We start from the raw sequence: 20,700 nt of genomic DNA on the forward strand, positions 1-20,700 counted from the left end.
ATGGCACAGTATATTTTTACCATGAACAGGGTAAGTAAAATCGTTGAAAATCAACGATTTATATTAAAAGATATTTCCTTGAGCTTTTTTCCAGGAGCCAAAATTGGCGTATTGGGATTAAACGGTTCGGGTAAATCAACTTTATTGCGCATTATGGCTGGAGTCGATACCCAATTTGAAGGTGAAGCAAGACCTCAGCCTGGAATTCGTATTGGTTATCTGGAGCAAGAACCGCAACTTGATCTGGAAAAAACCGTTCGTGACGTTGTCGAAGAAGGTGTCGCAGAAATTAAGGATAAGCTGGTACGTTTTGATGCGATCAGTATGCGTTTTGCTGAACCAATGACTGACGAAGAAATGAATACTTTGTTGGCGGAGCAAGGTGAGCTGCAAAATGAAATTGAAGCCTGCGGTGGCTGGGATCTTGATAGAAAACTGGATATTGCTGCGGATGCTTTAAGGCTGCCTGATTGGGACGCCGTAGTAGGTCAACTGTCTGGAGGGGAAAGACGACGGGTCGCTTTATGCCGCTTGTTACTCTCTAATCCTGATATGTTGCTTCTTGATGAGCCAACCAACCATTTGGATGCGGAAAGTGTTGCCTGGCTGGAGCATTATCTTGAAGATTTTCCAGGTACCGTGGTGGCAATTACCCATGATAGATATTTTCTGGATAATGCTGCAGAGTGGATACTTGAGCTGGATAGGGGTGAGGGAATTCCTTACAAGGGGAACTACACTTCCTGGCTGGAGCAAAAAGAAGAACGCCTGAATATGGAGAAAAAACAGGAAGATTCACACCAGCGAGCAATTAAAGCGGAGCTGGAATGGGTTAGAACTTCTCCTAAAGGTCGTCATGCCAAGAATAAGGCACGCCTTGCTCGATTTGAAGAAATGAATTCCAAAGAGTTTCAAAAACGTAATGAAACCAATGAAATCTATATTCCACCAGGCGAGCGCCTGGGAGACCTGGTGTTGGAAGGTGAAAAAATTTGTAAATCCTTTGGTGATCGCATCTTGATTGATAAACTCGATTTCGTACTTCCCAAGGGTGGTGTTTTGGGAATTATCGGTCCCAATGGTGCAGGAAAGTCAACCTTTTTGAAAATGATCACCGGGCACGAAGAGCCAGATAGCGGTACCATTCGTATAGGTGAAACAGTGCAGATGGCTTATGTTGATCAGATGCGTGATGATCTTAATGCGAATAATACCGTCTGGCAGGAAATTTCTGATGGTCACGACATCATGCAAGTGGGTAGTTTTCAAATGCCATCCCGTGCTTATGTCGGTCGTTTTAACTTTAAAGGAACAGATCAACAAAAGAAAATGTCTCAATTATCTGGTGGAGAACGAAATCGGGTGCATTTGGCCAAATTGTTAAAAAGCGGCGGCAATCTGTTATTGTTGGATGAGCCCAGTAACGATTTGGATGTGGAAACCTTAAGAGCCTTGGAAGAGGCCATTCTTAATTTTCCTGGTTGTGCCATTGTGATTTCGCATGACAGATGGTTTTTGGACAGAATCTGTACCCACTTATTAGCTTTTGAAGGGGATTCACAAATTACGTTCTTTGAAGGCAATTACAGTGATTATGAAGCGGATAGAAGAAAGCGTTTGGGTGATGAAGCAACCAGACCATCCCGGATTAAATACAGAAGAATTAACGATTGATTTTATGCCCGCTTAGTCAGGCGGGTAGAAGGTATTGTAAGTCACTCCATCATTTACGATGTGCTCAATTGCATTGTGAATGATTGGAGAATATACAGTGGAGAATACATTTAAATGAAAAAGTTGTTTTGGGTTGCCATAGTGCTATCTTTTGGCCTTACGTCTTGCGTTGAATACGATGAGTCCACTCTGATTACGGATGATGCCGGTTATGTGCACAGAACCATGCACTATTTGCGAGACAAAAGAGGACGAGATTATTTTCCTATGCAAATTAAAGCGCCGGGAGAGCGCCTGTTTGTCTTTGACCCTAAAGTCTCGGCATGGGCTGCATATGATGAAGAAGGCAATAGAGTCATGACCGGAAGTGGTTCAGGGGGAATTGATGCTTGTACAGAAAATCCGAATCAATCCTGCAGAACCATTACAGGTACCTTCAGAGTATACAACAAGCATGGGATAGATTGCCGCTCAGGAGAATATCCTGTAGATACCAAGGGTGGCGCAAAAATGCCTTATTGCATGTATTTTTATCAGGGTTTTACCATACATGCGGCTTACGATGTTCCTGACCATCCATCCAGCCATGGTTGTGTTCGTGTTTTACCCAGTGCGGCAAAATGGTTGAATGAAGAGTTCATTCGTATAGGAACCAAAGTAATTGTTCTTGCTTACCCTGATCAAAACGGCGTTAACAAATCGACACTCGCTACTCGTTAATCGTTCTTTATTTCATGTTGAATAAACTAACTCCTGTACTAGTCTTTGACTAACCACGGGAGTTTTATGCATTAAACAGAAGTTTATTCCAAAAAAAAGACCAGTTAAAAGAGGGCGCATTTATTAAAACAGCATCCAGTCTGGCGGATGCTGTTGTTTTGCAAATCAGTGCATGACGGTCATTGAATTCGAGATGTGATGGTCAGCCCACTGTGTCATAGTGAAGACCAACCAGTCACATTAATTCGTTGAACCTGCAGCTGGAGGGGTTCCTGTGCCTGGATTTTGCTGATTGGAACCATTATTTACTGGGGATGGGGTCGTACCTGTGTCAACTGGAGTTGGGGTATTTGTAGACGTGGGCGTACCTGAGTCATGGGTGCTGGTTGAATTTACCTCAGCGTTGGGATTAACCGGAGTTGTTTGGGTATTTACGGTATTTGATGCAGGGGTAGTCGCAGCGGGTGTGCTGGTTGTATTCGCATCGTTGGCTGGCTGTTGAGCAGTTGGAGTTCTTGGGGTGGCAATCAGTTGCATGATGCCCAAATCTCCCGATACTTTACGGCCTACGGTTAAATTTACATTGAGTAATTGCGTTACTTTTTCTTTGTTGTTTTGATAAACAACCTGCAAGGGCAGCGTGATTTTCCACTGGTTTGCACTTGTCTCAGTGATTTGAGCCTGGCCATCTATTTGACTGCTTACGGTCAAATTTTGAGTTTTAATGGCATCTATATTTCCTGATTTTTGTAAGGCTGAGTTAAATCCCTGCCATCCCTGATCGGTAAAACATGCCTGCAAGTTCTGCAATTGAGTATCCAATGAGGCGGGAGCAAAATCAAAAGCCTGAGTTGTTGCCTGTTCAGACCAGTTCAGTACTGTAGTTGGATCTACTGATTTGACATCAGCGGGAATTTTATAGTTGCAGTTAATGGTCTGAGCAGTTTGTTCTGTGTTCGATGAAACAGCCTGGTTAGGTTGAGACTGACTGGTTTGATTGGATTGTATCTGCTGCGTCGGTTGATTGCTTTGCGTGGTTTGGTCTGGCGGTGTATTTTGATTCACTGCAGTCGTTGGGTTTGTGGTTACAGTTACATTGCCTGTGTTCGGATTTTGCGACTGTACTTGTTGTTGGGTTGTATCTGCATGAATCTGGGTACATAAAAGTGTACACAAAGCACCCCACAGCATCGTTTTCTTCATGAAATCTCCTCCTTAATTAGTATCTAACAATTCTGCGATAATAAGAGCCGCTAGTCTAGCAGTTTTTTGCTCGTGATCCAGTGGCGGTGAAAGTTCAGCTATATCCACACTGATTACTTTACCACTTTGGATAATATATTTAATTAAAGGCAATACTTGCCAGGGACTAAGACCTAAAGGTTGAGGCGCACTGACTCCTGGCGCATAACATTCGGCAAAAACATCAAGACACACAGTCAGATACAAATGATCCAGATTAAGCATAAAATCATCAAGAAAAGCAATTTGCCAGGCCAGACTTTGTTCATTAACCTCTTCGGCGGTGAGATAACGAGCATTTAACTGTTTGGCTCTACTGAATAAAGAAGGCGTATTGCCGAATTTTTGAATTCCAATGCAGCAGTATTCAAAAGGAAGTCTATTGGTTTTACAGTATTCTGCAATTTGTGAAAATGGGGTTCCTGAAGTGCCTGGCTGGCCAGTTTGATGCGGACGAAGGTCAAAATGGGCATCAAAATTAATTATTCCTATTCTGGAATAGTGGGAGGATAATCCCTGAAAATGAGCCCAGGCAATTTCATGCCCTCCTCCAAAAGCAATGGTATTGTGCCCTTGTTCGTGGCAACGATGGATGATTTCAGCAAAGTGTAATTGTGCGGTCTCCAGATCATCGTCTTTGCAGATAATGTTGCCTAAATCGATGAACTGACGATCATTGGGGCAGGGTAATCTGGCAAGCTGTTGTTTGAGTTGATCAGGGCCTGAGAAAGCCCCTGGTCTGCCTTGGTTTCGTTTGATGCCGGTATCACTGGCAAAGCCAAGAAAGATGGTTTTTTTATCTGCAGTGATGAGTTGGTTTTCATCTGTTATGAATTGAATTTTCTGAAAGAAACGTTCTTCTTTAGCCGTATCTTTTCTGCCTTGCCACAAGCCAGGATTGGCCTGTTGGTAATTAGGTATAGAGTCAAACATCTACGTCTCCTATGTATTAAATTTATGCCATGTTCCTTCAATGTCTGGTATTATCTGCGCATGTAGGCAAATAGTGAATGAGGATTGCGTGTTTATTATTACTGGTGGGGGAAGTGGGCTTGGTAAAGCCTTGGCTTTGAATTTGGCGCAACGGGGTAAATCGGTCTTGATCATAGGCCGACGTGAAGCCATGCTAAAGGAAACGGCAGCAGTCTGTGCTTCGATTAAATATTTATGTGCCGATGTATCCACCAGTGAAGGCCGTGATTTGATAAGAGTCTGTCTGGATAATATACCTCAAATACACGCATTGGTTAACAATGCCGGATCACTTCAACCTGTTGTTCCCATTACAGATATTAAGATGAATGATTGGCATCAGACTCTTGCGACAAATCTGGATGCACCACTTTGTTTGCCGCAATTATTAAACGATAAATTAAAGCATGGTCGAGTGCTGAATATCGGCTCTGGGGCGGCCTATTTTCCGGTGAAGGGATGGACAACTTATTGTGTCTCAAAAGCTGCTTTGGCTATGCTGACTCGATGTTGGCAGCTGGAATCAGACGCAATTTCCTTTGCCAGCGTCATGCCTGGAATTATTGATACAGAAATGCAGGCAATAGCCCGAAACGGTTCGCATATGGATCCAGAGCATGTTCTTTTTTATCAACGCTTAAAACAGCACAACAGGTTAATCTCGCCTGATACTGTAGCAGAATTTTTAGCCTGGCTTTTGCTGGATCTGGATGCAGATAAATATGTGTCTAAAGAATGGGATATCTATGATACCTCTCATCATGCCTTTTGGCTTAAACCACCACATCAAGTTCTCCATTGGGATTTTTAATGTTAGCCTGCGATACGTTATTAGAAAATGCAACAATCATTACCTCTCATGGGGAGGAATTACCTGGTCAGGCAATTGCGATTGAACATGGTCTGATAAAATGGTGCGGTTCTATGAGCGATGTGTCCGCAGAATTTTGTGACAAGGCACAGCAACGTCTGGATTGTAAGGGACAAGTTATTACTCCCGGACTCATAGATTGTCATACCCACCTGGTTTATGCCGGTAACAGAGCCTCTGAATTTCGTATGAAGCTTGAGGGCTTAAGCTATGCCGAGATTGCGAAATCAGGGGGAGGAATCGTGTCTACGGTAACACAAACCCGAGCGGTATCTGAGGAGGAGTTGATTCGGCAATCTCTGCCCAGAATAATTGCATTACGTGATGAAGGAGTGACCACGGTTGAAATCAAATCCGGGTACGGACTGGATCTGGTGAACGAGATAAAAATGCTTAAAGTCGCCAGACGATTGGGCGAATTAAGCGGAGTACGGGTGAAAACTACTTTTTTGGGTGCCCATGCCATAGGCCCGGAGTACAAAGGAAACAGCCAGGCTTATGTCGATTCTCTTTGTCAGGAAATGCTGCCTGCAATCGCTGAATTGGGCTTGGCTGATGCGGTCGATGTGTTTTGTGAGTCCATAGCATTTACCCTGAAACAAACCGAGCAAATATTTACAGCAGCAAAAGCACTCAATTTGCCGGTCAAATGTCATGCAGAGCAGTTATCCAATCTTGGCGCAAGCGAGTTGGCTGCTCACTATGGTGCCTTATCCTGTGATCATCTTGAATTTCTTGATGAAGCAGGAGCCAGAGCCATGGCGAAGTCAGATACCGTTGCTGTTTTGTTACCTGGTGCTTATTATTTTTTACGAGAACAGCAAAAGCCTCCTGTTGATTTATTGCGTCAGAATGGGGTACGCATGGCCATTGCAACGGATTCAAATCCGGGCTCATCACCTACAGCCTCTTTGTTGTTAATGATGAGTATGGCCTGTCAATTTTTTGGTTTGACCATTCCTGAAGTACTGGCTGCTGTTACTGTTCACGCTTCTAAAGCTTTGGGTCTGGAACATGAAACTGGAGTGATTGCGCCAGGCAAGGCAGCTGATTTGGTATTGTGGTCTATGACGGACAGTGCCTCTCTTTGTTATTATTTCGCCTATCCGCTTTCACAGCAGACTATGATAGCAGGCGAGTGGTTATCTAATAAAAAATACAGCGATCTGGAGTTGCATCATGATTAAACGTATGAATTTTATGTGGGGTAATTAATGTCGGATACTCCATACGTCACTGCGAATCAACAGGTTGTTGAATTATCTTTTAGGGTCATCGTATTAGCAATAATATTGACGGTGTTGTTGGCTATGTCTAATGCGTATCTGGCACTCAAATTAGGTATTTTAACCTCGGCTTCAATACCGGCAGCCATTATTTCTATGGGAATTTTACGATTATTTAAAAACTCCAATATTCTGGAAAACAATGCGGTACAAACAGCAGCCTCAGCCGGAGAAGCTGTTGCTGGTGGTATTGTTTATACTATTCCTGCTCTGATTATTATTGGATTTTGGGATCATTTTGATTATTTGACCAATTTTTTTATTGCGGCTTGCGGAGGGGTATTGGGGGTTTTGTTTTCAATCCCATTGCGACGGATTCTGGTTAATGATCACTCTTTAAAATTTCCTGAGGGGCGAGCCATTGCCGAGGTTTTAAAGTCATCTGCAGAAAAGGCTGGTATCAAAGACATATTTATCGGTGGTGCTATAGGTGCATTTATCGAATTACTGCAGGTTGGATTCAAAGTATTTGCCAATAGCTGGGGATATTGGTTTGTTGTAAAAAGATCCTTATTTGGTCTGGGGGCTGGTTTTTCAGCGACCATGATAGGCGCTGGGTATCTTGTTGGGCATGAGATGGCCATCAGTATTTTTGCCGGCGCTGTTCTTTTTTGGCTGGTTGCCTTGCCTGCGGTGAGTCATTTTTATCCTGAAATTGTGACCCAATATCCTCCCGAACAGGCAACCACCCTGTTATGGAATAGTGAGATGCGCTATTTAGGTATTGGTGCTATGCTCTTTGCTGGTATTTGGACCTTTGTTAAATTAATAAAACCACTAACTCAAAGTATTAAAAAATCCACAGCAACCTTTCACTTAAGAATTAATACTAATAAAAATGTATTGCGTACTGACAAAGACATTCCTTTGCCCTTTATTCTTATGGGGGTGGGAACTATTGCAGCTGTTTTGTTTTTATTTTTTCAGTTTATTTTTCCTTTGGGACAGGCTGGATTGGATAATACCTATTCACCAACTTTTGTGTTCTTTGCGGTTTTATATGTTTTGGTGATTGGTTTTCTCTTTTCTGTAATCACAGCCTATTTTTCCGGGATGGTCGGCGTTACTGCTAGTCCGGGAAGTTCTGTGGTAATTTCCGGGATGTTGTTTGCTGCCTGGTTATTGCTCACCACGATAAACCATTTATTGCCATTGCCTTTAAGCGCCAGCCAACTCCAGGCAGCGGAAGCGATTACCATTATCATCGGTTCGGTCGTGACTGGAATTGCAGCAATTGCCAATGACAATACTCAGGATCTAAAGGTGGGACAGTTGGTTGGAGCTACTCCTTGGCGGCAGCAGGTGATGTTATTATTGGGTGTGGTTGTTTCTGCTTTAGTTATTCCTCCGGTCATGCAGGTCTTATTCAATGTTTATGGAATAGCCGGGGTTATGCCTCATCCAGGTATGGATGTCACTCAGACATTACCAGCCCCAACGGCCGCCTTAATGGCAGCTATCACTGAGGCGGTGTTCAGAAATTCATTGCCCTGGAATATGATGCTGTATGGCACTCTGATCATTTTAATGACGCTTGCTGTTAATCGAATTTTTAATTTAAAGCGTTATATTAATTTATCAATTCTCGGAATAGCCATAGGCATGTATTTGCCTTTGTCGTCTTCGTTTCCTTTGTTTATTGGCGGAATGATTGCCTTGTTTGTGAAAAAACGTTTAAAAAATATGAATAAAGATGAGGAAGAGGTGATTGCTCGCAAACAAAAAGGAACTTTAATTGCCTGTGGCCTTGTGGCAGGCTCAGCATTAATGGATGTGTTGCTTGCTATTCCTTTTTCTATTTTCCATAGTCCTGATGCATTGCAGTTAGTCGGCCCTCAATGGCAAGAAAAAGGAGTCTATTTGGCGGTAATAACTACATTTATGCTGGCTTGGTGGATTTGCCGAAGAGTCTGCAATCATAAGGTTTAGTTTACTCCTTAGCTGCCTCTTTTTAGCGCATAGTTTGAAGTAAAGTTTTTTTATAAAATGGTTGTACTTTAGGTGAATACTTTCGGTTGTGTTTGCATACAGGAAAAATTACGAGTAGTTGATAAGTAACGTTTTGGGGAATGTAATGATGTGGGGTCATGAGCTAAAAACAGTTTGGTTAAAAAAAGGGATTATTCTTTTTTGGGCTATATGGTGGATGGTGACCTTTTGGACCGATTTGATAGGTATGTTTTCCCACATGAGCTTGATTCAAAAAAGCTGGGCGCCAGATATTAATTATCCTTTTCTTGTTGAGTCGCTTAAAATGTATCAGGTTTCCCCTTTATTTGCGCAATTGTGTTTTGCAGGAATCATGGCGTGGTCTTTGTTGTCTGCATGGGCGTTTATTCGCACTTGTTGTGTTTTCAATAAAGAAACAGCGTGTTGGATGAAAAGAGCTGATACTGCTTTTATTATCTCCTTATGTTTTTGGTTGGCGTTATTTTTGGCTGATCAATTGATTATGAAGTTCGATTTGGAAGAAAATCATATGGTACAGGGAGGATTCGAATTATTAACTTACTTATCTCTTTATATCCTGCCTCATCACTCTGAAAGACCATGAACAGCATTTAACGGTACAGAGTGATCTTTCTCTTGCTTACTTTGTCAGCATGAAAATTATAGTTGCAAAACTACAGCCAGTAATCGGGTAAATTGGCTAATTATTGACAATCTGCCATCCCACTTCTAAATTTAAATTACAGTCTATTGAAATTTAAACGACTGCCATCTTGAATACACTAAGGATTTCGAGCAGATAGCACAGTGCTCAACATAGAAATCATGCACTATTTTCGGGATGTTGCAGGTTGGCCATTAAAATGTTTATTGGCGCTTATACAGAACAGGATTAAATTTATGAAATGGTGTCTTGCTCTTGTTTTATTGTGCGGTTCTCTTCTCGCTCACAGTGTTCCAATCACTGTAGGCGTTACGGAATACGCTCCTCCACTTTCTACCTCTATTGATGGGGGTAAAAGTTTCTATGGATTTCACATTGATTTAATGACTGCACTTTGCAAACGAATGAAGATGAATTGTCTTTACAAGGCAGTTAAATTGACCGAGCAAGTTCAAGCACTTAATCAAGGTACTGTTGATGTCATATTTTCAATTACACCCATAGAACAAACGATTACAGGCAATTATGTCTACAGTTTGCCCTACATTAATAGTGATGCTCAATTTGTCGCTTTATTAAGTAACAATAAGATTAATAATATAAACGATATAAATAATGTGAGTATCGGTGTATTTGCCAACACTTTATATCATTCATTCATCAATACCCAATACAGCGCCACAAATACGGTCAAAGTATATTCTTCAATAGCCGATATGGTATCAGCGCTAGCAAGTAAGGATGTCGATGTTCTTATTTTTAATAATAATATTGCCCGCTACATCATTTACAATGATTCTAATAGACTTAAATTGGTCGGATCGCCTATTCCTTTGGGTAATGGATACGGTTTATTGGCGCTTAAAAAAAATATCTGGTTGATTAACAGAATCAATACTGCTTTATTGCAAATTGAATCTGACGGCACTTATCTTGCGATATACAAACCCTATTTTGGTAATGAAATGTACTAATAAGGGGTTTTATTTTTACGAATAAATGAACCTTCGTTGAGAGTAACCATCCTTAAAAGAACTCGATACACCAAAAAACCTGTCGTGCCTGCGCAGGTGCGACAATATCTTGTCATATTCTGATTTTTTAAAAAAGGGAGCTTGACTGTTCTCAACCGGGATTTGTATATCCCTGCAAAGGACGAGTTAACAGGGTTTCGTGCCTAAAGTGAGTTTTAAAGACGGTATCTTGCAGACTGGACAAATACATCGGGTGCAATAATCGCTTGCTCTTTAATAAGAATATAAAGCGCCTGTTCGTTCATGTCTCGGGCATGAGGAACTGTTTTAATTAATTACTTTTGGCGGGATTTCTAGCTGGGTTTAGATTCACTTTGGTTTTCATGTTATTGCATAGTCCACGTTGGTATCGCATCTTGCTGTTCTTTTTTATTGGTTTTTGCCTTAAGCAAGTTGTCTATCATCATACTGCTCACCGTGTTACCAGTGACATTAATAAGAGTTGCCAGAGGATCGATGATGATACTAATAGCAGCTACTGCAATTAAGGCAGAGGGTGGAAATCCATAAACATTCAGGATTAATAATTCCCCAAGCATCCCTCCGCTTGGAATTGCTCCCATTACTGTTCCAACCAGAAGGGATATACCCAGAGCAGTTAGAATTATAGGTAATCCTGAAAAATCCAAATGAAACACGCCAAATAAAAATGCAATTTTAAAAACACCTCCAAGCACAGAGCCTTCTTTATGTATAATAGTTCCGAGGGGAATGACTGTTTCGTATACTTCAGGCGAAATCTTCATTTGGCGTGCAGCTGCCAGACTTGCTGGAATACTGGCAGCACTACTGCAGGTTCCAATTGCAGTAATCATGGGTAAAAAAATATGATGCCAAAATAGCTTGATTCCCATTTTTTTTTGGGCTAAGTAGGCATATCCAGTAAAAAATACCAAAAAATACACCAAGCCTGCGCTATAGTAGACCAGCGCAATACGAAGATAACTGTTCAGTAATTGCGTTCCCAAGTCGTTGACCATTACCGCAAAGTAAGCAAAAAATCCTATAGGAGCGTAGTACATGATAAGTCCAAAAACGTTCATGAACAATTCTTCACCGGAGTGTAAAAAAGAGGTTAGTAATGCTCTTTTATCTTTTGCAGACGTGACTACTGCCAAACCAACCAGAATTGCAAATACGATTAATGCGAGAATGTGTTCATGGGATAACAGTTTGGAAAAATCAGAAACGGTAAATATACTGCTTAGTTGACTAAAGCCTGCAGTAGTGTTTATTTGCTCAGGCATGATCAACTCTAACGCTATTCCTTCTGCGGGTGGGAACAGATGAACGGTTATCATCGCATAAATTGCGGCAATAAGTCCTGTGAAAACAAATACTATAGACATGGTAATAAATAGTGCCCTGAGCCTGGCGATTGACTCCGAGCGTGCAATAGCGGATGAGACGCTAAAGAAAATCATTGGAACTATTGCGGTAAAAATCAAATTAAGAAAAATGTCGCCTAAAGGCTTTAACCATTGAATCATGTCTCCATTAAGCGATGAACCGGCTAAGGCTCCCAGCAGGATGGACGTGATCAAAATAACAGGAAAACGATACGATTTAATGATTTGGTTGGGTGACGTCACTTCTTTAGGCTTCCCTTCGTTTCAATGGTGTCAGATGCGCTGAAAGCAGTAGATTGCTGAAGAACGAAGTCTTAAGCAATCTACCTTTTCAACTGGTTAGAGTGTCTCTATCCTGGTCTTATGCTGCAACAGTTTGTCCTTGGCAATTTGAGCCTGGGACAGTTTTTCCTGTTCCTTGGCGATAATTTCTGCAGGGGCTTTGTCAGTAAATTTGGGGTTATTTAATTTACCTTGGGCAAGATCAATGTCTTTATCCAGCTTGGCCAGTTCTTTAGCCAGCCGTGTTAATTCTGCTTCTTTATCAATCAAGTTAGCCATAGGAATGAGCAGCTCTATTTCGCCTAATACGGCAGTTGCCGAAACAGGAATTGCTTCATCTGCAGCTAAATAATGAATCTCTGTTACTTTGCTTAGTGCCTTGAGTGTTTGTTGGTATTTCTCAATGCGTTTTTTTAACTCGGGAGTGCAGTTACGAATAGTTAAGGGAATCAATTTAGCTGGTGAAATGGACATTTCGCTGCGAATGGTTCGAATAGCCTGAATTGCTGATTTAAGCCAATCTAGTTCCTCTTCGACAGTATCATTGATAAACTGTTCATCAACCTGAGGATAGCTGCTCAGCATAATGCTGTTGCCATTTTCATTGGTACATTTGGTCGTTCTGTGCCAAATTTCTTCAGTGATAAAGGGCATCAAGGGGTGAAGTAACTTTAATATTTGATCTAGAACATGGATTAAGGTTCTTCGTGTGCCTCGTTTCATGGCGCTGAGTGCGTGTTCATCTTGTAAAATGGGTTTAGACAGTTCCAGATACCAGTCACAATATTCATGCCAAACGAATTCGTAAAGAGTATTAGCCAACAAATCGAATCTGTAGGTTTCAAAGTAATGATGCACCGTACCAATAGTTCGTTGCAAACGTGACAGTATCCACTGATCAGCGGGACTGTATTGGAATGCGCCATCACCAAAATCGATATGCTCTTCATCTAAATTTAACAATACATAACGTGCTGCATTCCATAATTTATTACAAAAGTTTCGGTATCCTTCAACTCGACCTATATCAAAACGCACATTACGCCCGGTTGAGGCCAGCGAACAGTAGGTAAAACGCAGCGCATCGGTACCGTAGGCACTAATTCCCTCTGGGAATTCCTTACGGGTCGCTTTTTCAATTTTGTCACGTACCGAAGTGAGCATGAGATTGGATGTTCTTTTGGCAACCAGAGATTCAATGTCTATTCCGTTAATTATATCTATTGGATCGAGAACATTTCCTTTGGATTTGGACATCTTGTGCCCTTCGCTGTCTCTGATTAGGCCGGTTATAAAAACATCTTTGAACGGAATTTTTCCAGTAAATTTCAAACCCATCATAATCATGCGGGCTACCCAGAAAAATATAATATCAAATCCGGTAACCAGGACAGAGGTAGGATAGAACTGCTCCAGTTCGGGAGTTCGTTCAGGCCATCCCAAAGTTGAAAAAGGCCACAGAGCTGAAGAAAACCAGGTATCCAGAACATCTTCATCTTGTTTCAGTGGTGTTGTATCATCAATTTTATATTTAAAACGAACGTCGTTTTCACTATAGCCTACATAAACATTGCCGTGGTTGTCATACCATGCGGGTATTCGGTGTCCCCACCATAATTGACGACTAATGCACCAGTCCTCTATGTTATCCATCCACTGAAAATAGGTTTTAGTCCAGGTCTCTGGTATAAAACGAATATCGCCTTTTTTTACTGCAGCAATTGCTGGTTCGGCCAGTGGTTTGGTTTTTACATACCATTGATCGGTTAAAAGCGGTTCTATAACGACATTTGATTTTTCACCGCGCGGCACTTTTAGCACATGCGGTTCTGTTTTAATCAGAGCACCGGTCTCTTGTAAATCTTTAATGATTTGTTCCCTTGCAACAAAGCGATCCATCCCTTGATATTTTAATGGCGCATTTTTATTAATGGTTGCTTTTTTAGTCAGTATGCTAATTAACGGTAATTGATGGCGTTTGCCCACTTCATGGTCATTAAAATCATGAGCTGGTGTGATTTTAACGCAACCACTACCAAACTCCTGATCCACATACTCATCAGCAATAATTGGGATGGTTCGGTCACATAGTGGAAGATGAACCTGTTGACCAATCAGATGTTTGAAGCGAGGATCGTCGGGATGAACTGCAACTGCTGAGTCACCCAAGAGTGTTTCTGGTCTGGTTGTGGCAACCACAATGTATTCATTGGAATCAACTACAGGGTAACGAATGTGCCATAAAAATCCTTCTTCCTCTTCCGCAAGAACCTCAAGATCAGAAACTGCTGTTCCGAGTTTTGGATCCCAGTTAACCAATCGGGTGCCTCTGTAAATTAATCCTTCATCATGAAGTTGCACAAAGACCTTTTGAACTGCAGCAGACAAGCCTTCATCCATTGTAAAACGTTCACGGCTCCAATCTACGGAGTCGCCCAGGCGCCGCATTTGTTGGGTGATGGTATTGCCTGATTCATTTTTCCATTTCCACACGTATTCCAGAAACTGCTCTCTGGTGAGATCCTTTCTCGAAATGCCCTGGGCGTCTAACTGCCGTTCTACGACCAGCTGGGTTGAAATGCCCGCATGATCAGTCCCTGGTTGCCATAGTGTTTTATCGCCAACCATGCGGTGATACCGGGTCAGGGCATCCATGATGGTATGCTGAAAACCGTGCCCCATATGTAAACTACCGGTAACATTGGGAGGAGGGAGCATAATACAAAAGCGTTTTCCATCACCACGGGGTTGGAAGTAATTATGACTTTCCCATTTCTTATAAGAAGCCTGTTCTATTGCTTCGGGAGAATAGGTTTTATCCATGATTAAGCCTGTACTGGTAAAAGCAAGAATGGTATCACAGACTAAGGGAACATGGCCAATATTATGGCGGATTTGATGACGCACAACAGGTTGGTTTTTAGGGAATAGTGCCGCAGGATTTGGCGGCACTGATTCATTATGCAGTTCTAGTCTGCTTCAACCGGTTCATCAGGTTTATGGCGATGATCTTCGGCAATGTATGTGTACATGGTTGGAACCACAAACAAAGTAAACCCGGTTCCAATTAATAGACCTGTTGCAATCACCAGACCAATATCAAATCGACTGACAGCTCCCGCCCCGGTTGCAATAAGTAGAGGCAAAACGCCAAAAACCATGGCTGCTGTGGTCATAAGAATGGGTCTTAGTCTGATTGCGGCCGCTTCTTCTACAGCAGCACGTTTATCCAGATTTTTTTCTCGCTGCAGGTGATTGGCAAAATCAACAATCAAAATACCGTGTTTGCTGATGAGTCCAATCAGGGTGATTAATCCGACCTGAGTATAAATATTAATGGTTGCCAGTCCTAAATTCAGAGGAATTAATGCACCGCATAATGACATGGGGACACTGATTAGTACGATTAACGGATCTCTAAAGCTTTCATACTGAGCTGAGAGGACTAAAAAGATGATGACTATCGCAAAGAGGAACGCAAAGATAAGTGCGCTTCCTTCCTGCATGAATTGTCGAGATTCACCCGCATAGTCATAGGTAAATCCTTTAGGTAAGGTTTCGTCTGCCGCCTGTTGTAAAAATCGAAGCCCATCGCCCAGTGTTTTGCCAGGCATCATGACGGCTTGAATTGTTGCTGAGTTTAATTGTTGGAAGTGTGTTGCCGCATTGGGTTGGGTTTTTTCAACCGGGGTAATTACAGTAGACAGAGGAACCATGGTGCCGCTGGCTGTTTTAACATAGATTTGTCCTAACTGTTCGGGAGTTAGGCGATATGATCGATCCAGTTGGGGGATGACCTGATAGCTTCTTCCTTCCAGATTGAAATAGTTAATATAGTTTCCGGAAAGGGCGTTGGTCAGGCTGCTGCCTATGGCGCGCATATCCAGCCCCATTTCTGAGGCTTTGGCGCGATTGATTTGAAATTCCACTTGGGGTTGATTAAATTTCAAAGAGTTATCTATGTAAATAAACAAACCACTTTTTTTAGCACGATCAGTTAGTTTGTTTGAAACATCGAATAAACTTTGAAAGTCACTTGTTGTTTTGATAACAAACTGTACGGGAGGCCCGCCGCCGCCACCAGGTAAGGGCGGTGGAACTACAGCAAAAGCATTTAAGCCTGCCACGCTGGATAATTTATCCTGAAGGGGTTGTTTTAATTTAAATTGGCTGGTTGAACGTTCATCCCATGGTTTTAAGACCATTCCTGAAATAGGTTGTGCTGTGTTCACGGTAAAATAATTTTCTGTTTCAGGAAAACTTTTATAAATCGCATCAAAAGGTTTGGTGAACGCTTCTATGTAATTGAGAGTCGCTGATTGCGGAGCAACAGCCATGACAAAGAAAAATCCTTGATCCTCATCCGGTGCTGTTTCTGCAGAGGTGTTGGTATACAAGTAGGGTAGCATTAAAAGAACCGCTGCGGCAAAAAGCAGCATAATGGAGCGAGTATCCAGTAAACTATGTAATGCACTTTGATATTTTATTCTGAGCTTGTTAAATAACTCATCTAAAAAATGCACGAATTTTCCACTGCTGACTTCCTTGGTTAATACCTTGGAACACATCATAGGCGATAAAGTTAAGGCGATTACCCCAGAGATGATTACGGAACACGCCAAAGTAAAGGCAAATTCTTTAAATAACGCACCGGTTAGTCCGCCCATAAATCCTATAGGCGCATAGACTGCAGCAAGCGTAATGGTCATGGCGATTACCGGTGTTGCAATTTCTCTGGCACCAATAATTGCTGCTTCGTAAGGTGTTTTCCCTTCTTCTATGTGTCTGTGCACATTTTCCACAACAACAATAGCATCATCGACGACCAGACCAATAGCCAAGACGAAGGCAAGCAGGGTAAGAAGATTGACACTGTAACCCAGCATGAGCATGAGGGTGCACACGCCGACCAGCGAAAGCGGTATAGTAACCACTGGAATGAGCACAGAGCGCAAGGATCCAAGAAACAGGAAAATAACAATGATTACTATCACACCTGCTTCTACAATAGTATGCATTACCTCGCTTATAGATGCCCGAATAAATGCAGTTGCATCATAGACTATGGTTCCGGTTAATGATGGAGGAAATTCTTTGATGATGGAGGGCATCAGCGCTCTGACATCGCTTATTACCGTTAGAGGATTGGCGGTTGGTGTGGGCGTAATGGAAATAAATACTGCTTTTTTGCCGTTAAAGGTTACGGAACTGTCGTAGTTTTGCGATCCTAAAGTCACTGTAGCAATGTCGCGAATTCTTACTATAGAACCCTTTGAACTTCTGATTATAAGTTTGCTGAATTCTTCGGCATTATTCAAATCCGTTTTAGCGGTCATGTTGATGGCAACAAACTCGCTTTTGGTGCTGCCCGCTGCGGTGAGGAAATTATTACTGGCCAGTACTGCGGCCACATCTGAAGGCGTGACATTTAATGCTGCCATTTTAACTGGGTTCATGAATATTCGCATGGAATAGGTTGCACCACCCAAAATTTCTGCTTTAGCGACTCCATCAACCGTTTGAAGTTGAGGCTGGACGACCCGAGTGGCGTAGTCGGTAATTTGTTGAGGTGTCATTTCTTTACTGTCCAGACTGATGTACATCAAAGCAGTAGAAGAATCTGATTTTTTAAGGATGACCGGTTGCTGTGCTTCCTTGGGTAACTGGTTTATTGTCTGTTGTACTTTACTCATGACATCGGTAAAGGCAATTTGCGGATCAAAATTTAATTTGATGGTCAGGGTGATGGTACTAAGACCCTGATCGCTGGTTGAGGTCATATAGTCTATACCTTCCGCACTCGCTACGGCGCTTTCCAAAGGTGAGGTAATAAATCCGGCAATGAGCTCAGCATCTGCGCCAGGATATGCGGTCACAATGGTTATTACCGTATTATCCATGCGTGGGTATTGCCTGATTTGCATTTTATCGATGGAATTGATGCCAAAGAGAAAAATCAGCATGCTGACAACCAAAGACAGTACTGGGCGTTTGATGTATAAATCGGTAAATTTCATATGTTATCCTGCAAAAAATCAGCAAATGTGTAATACAGAGCCTGACCCATCAGGCTCTTTGTCGGGAACAGGGATTTTCCAGGGATGTTGGTTACTGCCCCATATGATCTGGATCACTGATCTCGGTCAGTTGGACACTATTGTTAATCACAACGGACGTACCATTTTGTAACTTAAGATCCCCGGTACTGACCACCAGTTGTCCCGCCTTGATTCCTTTTTTAACTACCGTGTAGTTGCCTTGTTGTTCGCCTGTGGTCACAAAAACCCGATTAACACTCAGTTGATCTGAACCGTCTTTATTCTTTTTGCCAGCGCTATTTTTTTCAATAACATACACGGAATTACCATATAGGCTGTAAGAAATAGCTGTAGAGGGCACAATGACCGTATTGGGTTCTGCAGGTTGTGGAATATCAATTGAGGCAAACATTCCTGGAATAAACACGTATTCACTGATGTTTTTAGTGCGGTTAACGTCACTGTTACATGAAATAATCAGTTTACTGCCTCTGGGTTCCTTGCGAGTTTTCACCAGAGGTGAGTGTTCCGGATCTTTGAGTGCAGCAGCAGGGCAGTTAGGCAGTGATGCCTGAATGAGTACGTTGTGTGTGTTAGTATCAATTTTAGAGTTTACGGCAGAAATGGTGCCTTCAAAAATACTGTTGGGAAATTCTTCCACAGAAAAATAGATATTCTGGTTAGGCATAATTCGTTTATACAGTTGCTCCGGTATGTAAAATTCAAGATAGAGCGGATCCAGTGATTGCAGGGAGACAATGGACGTTTGGCCGGGGCTAATGAACTGCCCAAGGTTTACTTGTCTTATTCCAAGGCGTCCGGCAAAAGGAGCGGTGATGTGCTTTTGGTTTATTTGTGCCTGCATTTGCTCCACTTTTGCCTGAGCTTGTTGCAGATTGGCTTTTGCTTCATCGACACTTGAACTTGGCGTTGCGCCACGTTTGTATAAATCGATTTGTCTTTGATAATTGAGTTCTTTTAGCGTTAATTCGGACTGGTTAAATTTAAGTAAGGCTTGGTCTATGCTGTCATCAATGGTGATTAAAGGAGCATCTTTGTTAACAAATTGACCTGATTCAAAATCGATTTTGATCACATTTCCTGAGGCTTCAGAGTTTACTTCAACCCCATTAATGGCAACAAAGTTTCCAATAGCGCTCAGAGTTGGTAGCCAATCAACCGATTCGGCTACAGCGGAGGAAACAGTAACAGCAGGAGGTTCATAGCTCGCAAAAAATTGCTTGATCATCATGGCCTTAATCAGATTAAAGGCTATGATTCCACCGAAAACAACCAACAGGGCAATTCCCATGATAGTCATACGCTTTTTCATTGTGTTCCCCGGCTAATTCTTGGTACCTTCTTGAATTATTCAAATATAACATAAAGACATATTTTATCATCTCATTGTTGGGATAGGTTTCAATTTTTGTTCTCTTCATGGATATAAAAATAACCTATTGACTAAATTGAATACTTTGTTACTATGCGACTTCCATCTTAATAAGGGGATAAACCATGAAGTTGAAGTCGTTATTGATTGTCGTGTGTTTCAGTTTCTTTTCTCATGCTTTTGCAGCGAATATGCACCTGAATCCTAATGCGGATAGCAAAGACAAACAGTCCATTGAAAAAAGCGTAGCTTATCCTGGTTATTGTCAAATTGAAATCATCAACCAAAGTTTCACTGACGTTACTGTGTTTGGTACTTTTGACGATGGTTCAACTGTAGATTTCAACATTTACCGATACGAGTCGCCTCATTACATCAGCCTGTTCTACAATTTCTATTGTCACAGCGGCATGTACATTACGATTACTTCACCTTATTACACGCTTTACTCCGGTTGGACTAATGTAAACAGTACTATTCGTGTTGTTCCCTATCTGAAACAAGCAAAAGTTGAATTATCCACTCGATAAATCACCATAAAAAGGTTCATCGTTGATGAGCCTTTTTTTATTTTGAGGAGTTTTATTTATGAGATACCTCGTCTCCATTCTTTTATTTTTCCCTTTACTGAGTTCTTGTACGGTAGTCGAAGAGCATTATTACGATCGTGGGTATTATGTTCCTGCGCCACGAGTTGAAGTAAGGCCTGTTGCTCCGCAGGGTTATTATCATGCCCACCCAATGTACAGACCTGTCAGAGCAGCCGGTGTTTATCATGGGCATCCCGATCCTTATGCCAATAAGGTAGTCGTTGCGCCTCGTCCTCGTTCTGCTCAGGCTCAAGGTGGGGTGAATGTACATGGTCATACTGGACATGCAGGAACAGTTCATGGTCATGGAGGAAATACAGGAACCATTCACGGACACAACAATCCCGCTAATGTCCATTCTGTCCATAAGCATCCTCAAACCAAGGGAGGCGCAACTCAGCTCCCGCCTGGAGTGAGTAATGGTAGTGCAGTTCAGCCGCATTCAAATAAATCGCATGGCCATCGTTAAAAGATTTGGACTGTCTTACAGCAGTTTTTGATGGGTTGCTTTTTATTTTGGTCGAATTCTTGTAAGTTGGCTTAATGCGCAAGAATTCGGTCCTATCAGATCCGTATAAAGCGTAATGTCGATTAATGCACTAATGCAGCTCTTGTCTCTTTAACAGGAGCTTCTC

The 20,700-nt window shown here is 42.0% G+C and carries 15 protein-coding genes; 9 read left to right on the forward strand and 6 right to left on the reverse strand.

Annotation, left to right across the window (positions count from 1 at the left end):
• Together ettA and Lwor_RS00220 are read left to right on the forward strand one after the other, a co-directional pair.
• On the forward strand, window positions 1–1,674 hold the full coding sequence (ettA, locus tag Lwor_RS00215; protein WP_058491634.1) for an energy-dependent translational throttle protein EttA: 1,674 nt from the start codon (window positions 1–3) through the stop codon (window positions 1,672–1,674).
• A gap of 114 nt (window positions 1,675–1,788) precedes the next feature.
• The gene (locus Lwor_RS00220) at window positions 1,789–2,394 is read left to right on the forward strand and encodes a L,D-transpeptidase (RefSeq protein ID WP_058491635.1); all 606 of its coding nucleotides are present in this window, start codon (window positions 1,789–1,791) and stop codon (window positions 2,392–2,394) included.
• 240 nt (window positions 2,395–2,634) lie between these two features.
• On the opposite strand, the gene Lwor_RS00225 is transcribed toward Lwor_RS00220, so the two are convergent.
• Both Lwor_RS00225 and hutG read right to left on the reverse strand, forming a co-directional pair.
• Window positions 2,635–3,597, reverse strand: a complete 963-nt coding sequence (locus Lwor_RS00225) for a DotI/IcmL family type IV secretion protein (RefSeq protein WP_058491636.1) — start codon at window positions 3,595–3,597, stop codon at window positions 2,635–2,637.
• Between the two features lie 12 nt (window positions 3,598–3,609).
• On the reverse strand, window positions 3,610–4,569 hold the full coding sequence (hutG, locus tag Lwor_RS00230) for a formimidoylglutamase (RefSeq protein WP_058491637.1): 960 nt from the start codon (window positions 4,567–4,569) through the stop codon (window positions 3,610–3,612).
• Window positions 4,570–4,609: 40 nt separating this feature from the next.
• Here hutG and Lwor_RS00235 point away from each other — a divergent pair, with 40 nt between their 5' ends.
• The 5 genes from Lwor_RS00235 (at window position 4,610) to Lwor_RS00255 (ending at window position 10,353) form a co-directional block, all read left to right on the forward strand.
• Complete coding sequence (locus Lwor_RS00235) at window positions 4,610–5,419, forward strand: SDR family NAD(P)-dependent oxidoreductase (RefSeq protein WP_415582898.1); 810 nt, start codon at window positions 4,610–4,612, stop codon at window positions 5,417–5,419.
• Window positions 5,419–6,666 (forward strand): imidazolonepropionase, encoded by a 1,248-nt coding sequence (gene hutI, locus Lwor_RS00240; protein ID WP_058491640.1) that lies wholly within the window; start codon window positions 5,419–5,421, stop codon window positions 6,664–6,666. Before Lwor_RS00235 ends, hutI begins: the two co-directional genes overlap by 1 nt.
• Before the next feature lie 27 nt (window positions 6,667–6,693).
• The gene (locus tag Lwor_RS00245; protein WP_058491642.1) at window positions 6,694–8,694 is read left to right on the forward strand and encodes an OPT family oligopeptide transporter; all 2,001 of its coding nucleotides are present in this window, start codon (window positions 6,694–6,696) and stop codon (window positions 8,692–8,694) included.
• A gap of 145 nt (window positions 8,695–8,839) precedes the next feature.
• Window positions 8,840–9,319: a hypothetical protein gene (locus Lwor_RS00250; RefSeq protein WP_058491644.1), complete on the forward strand. Its 480-nt coding sequence runs from the start codon at window positions 8,840–8,842 to the stop codon at window positions 9,317–9,319.
• A gap of 296 nt (window positions 9,320–9,615) precedes the next feature.
• Complete coding sequence (locus Lwor_RS00255; protein WP_058491646.1) at window positions 9,616–10,353, forward strand: transporter substrate-binding domain-containing protein; 738 nt, start codon at window positions 9,616–9,618, stop codon at window positions 10,351–10,353.
• A gap of 386 nt (window positions 10,354–10,739) precedes the next feature.
• On the opposite strand, the gene Lwor_RS00260 is transcribed toward Lwor_RS00255, so the two are convergent.
• The 4 genes from Lwor_RS00260 to Lwor_RS00275 form a co-directional block, all read right to left on the reverse strand.
• The gene (locus Lwor_RS00260) at window positions 10,740–12,005 is read right to left on the reverse strand and encodes a dicarboxylate/amino acid:cation symporter (RefSeq protein WP_058491648.1); all 1,266 of its coding nucleotides are present in this window, start codon (window positions 12,003–12,005) and stop codon (window positions 10,740–10,742) included.
• A gap of 96 nt (window positions 12,006–12,101) precedes the next feature.
• Entirely contained in the window at window positions 12,102–14,867 is a 2,766-nt protein-coding gene (locus tag Lwor_RS00265) for a valine--tRNA ligase (protein WP_058491693.1), read from the reverse strand.
• Window positions 14,868–15,013: 146 nt separating this feature from the next.
• A complete protein-coding gene (locus tag Lwor_RS00270) occupies window positions 15,014–18,061 on the reverse strand; it encodes an efflux RND transporter permease subunit (protein ID WP_058491651.1) in 3,048 nt (1,015 codons plus the stop codon).
• 91 nt (window positions 18,062–18,152) lie between these two features.
• Window positions 18,153–19,415: an efflux RND transporter periplasmic adaptor subunit gene (locus tag Lwor_RS00275; RefSeq protein WP_058491653.1), complete on the reverse strand. Its 1,263-nt coding sequence runs from the start codon at window positions 19,413–19,415 to the stop codon at window positions 18,153–18,155.
• 185 nt (window positions 19,416–19,600) lie between these two features.
• Here Lwor_RS00275 and Lwor_RS00280 point away from each other — a divergent pair, with 185 nt between their 5' ends.
• Both Lwor_RS00280 and Lwor_RS00285 read left to right on the forward strand, forming a co-directional pair.
• On the forward strand, window positions 19,601–20,005 hold the full coding sequence (locus Lwor_RS00280; RefSeq protein WP_058491655.1) for a hypothetical protein: 405 nt from the start codon (window positions 19,601–19,603) through the stop codon (window positions 20,003–20,005).
• Between the two features lie 58 nt (window positions 20,006–20,063).
• Window positions 20,064–20,534, forward strand: coding sequence for a hypothetical protein (locus Lwor_RS00285; protein WP_058491657.1), 471 nt, complete (start codon window positions 20,064–20,066; stop codon window positions 20,532–20,534).
• Window positions 20,535–20,700: the final 166 nt, after the last annotated feature.

This window comes from Legionella worsleiensis, from assembly GCF_001467535.1.
GTDB lineage: Bacteria > Pseudomonadota > Gammaproteobacteria > Legionellales > Legionellaceae > Legionella > Legionella worsleiensis.

Excerpts from the sequence above, each read along its gene's own strand:
- ettA (WP_058491634.1), top strand. The coding sequence starts at position 1 with ATGGCACAGTATATTTTTACCATGAACAGGGTAAGTAAAATCGTTGAA.
- Lwor_RS00220 (WP_058491635.1), top strand. The coding sequence starts at position 1,789 with ATGAAAAAGTTGTTTTGGGTTGCCATAGTGCTATCTTTTGGCCTTACG.
- Lwor_RS00225 (WP_058491636.1), bottom strand. The coding sequence starts at position 3,597 with ATGAAGAAAACGATGCTGTGGGGTGCTTTGTGTACACTTTTATGTACC.
- hutG (WP_058491637.1), bottom strand. The coding sequence starts at position 4,569 with ATGTTTGACTCTATACCTAATTACCAACAGGCCAATCCTGGCTTGTGG.
- Lwor_RS00235 (WP_415582898.1), top strand. The coding sequence starts at position 4,610 with ATGTCTGGTATTATCTGCGCATGTAGGCAAATAGTGAATGAGGATTGC.
- hutI (WP_058491640.1), top strand. The coding sequence starts at position 5,419 with ATGTTAGCCTGCGATACGTTATTAGAAAATGCAACAATCATTACCTCT.
- Lwor_RS00245 (WP_058491642.1), top strand. The coding sequence starts at position 6,694 with ATGTCGGATACTCCATACGTCACTGCGAATCAACAGGTTGTTGAATTA.
- Lwor_RS00250 (WP_058491644.1), top strand. The coding sequence starts at position 8,840 with ATGATGTGGGGTCATGAGCTAAAAACAGTTTGGTTAAAAAAAGGGATT.
- Lwor_RS00255 (WP_058491646.1), top strand. The coding sequence starts at position 9,616 with ATGAAATGGTGTCTTGCTCTTGTTTTATTGTGCGGTTCTCTTCTCGCT.
- Lwor_RS00265 (WP_058491693.1), bottom strand. The coding sequence starts at position 14,867 with ATGGATAAAACCTATTCTCCCGAAGCAATAGAACAGGCTTCTTATAAG.
- Lwor_RS00270 (WP_058491651.1), bottom strand. The coding sequence starts at position 18,061 with ATGAAATTTACCGATTTATACATCAAACGCCCAGTACTGTCTTTGGTT.
- Lwor_RS00275 (WP_058491653.1), bottom strand. The coding sequence starts at position 19,415 with ATGAAAAAGCGTATGACTATCATGGGAATTGCCCTGTTGGTTGTTTTC.
- Lwor_RS00280 (WP_058491655.1), top strand. The coding sequence starts at position 19,601 with ATGAAGTTGAAGTCGTTATTGATTGTCGTGTGTTTCAGTTTCTTTTCT.
- Lwor_RS00285 (WP_058491657.1), top strand. The coding sequence starts at position 20,064 with ATGAGATACCTCGTCTCCATTCTTTTATTTTTCCCTTTACTGAGTTCT.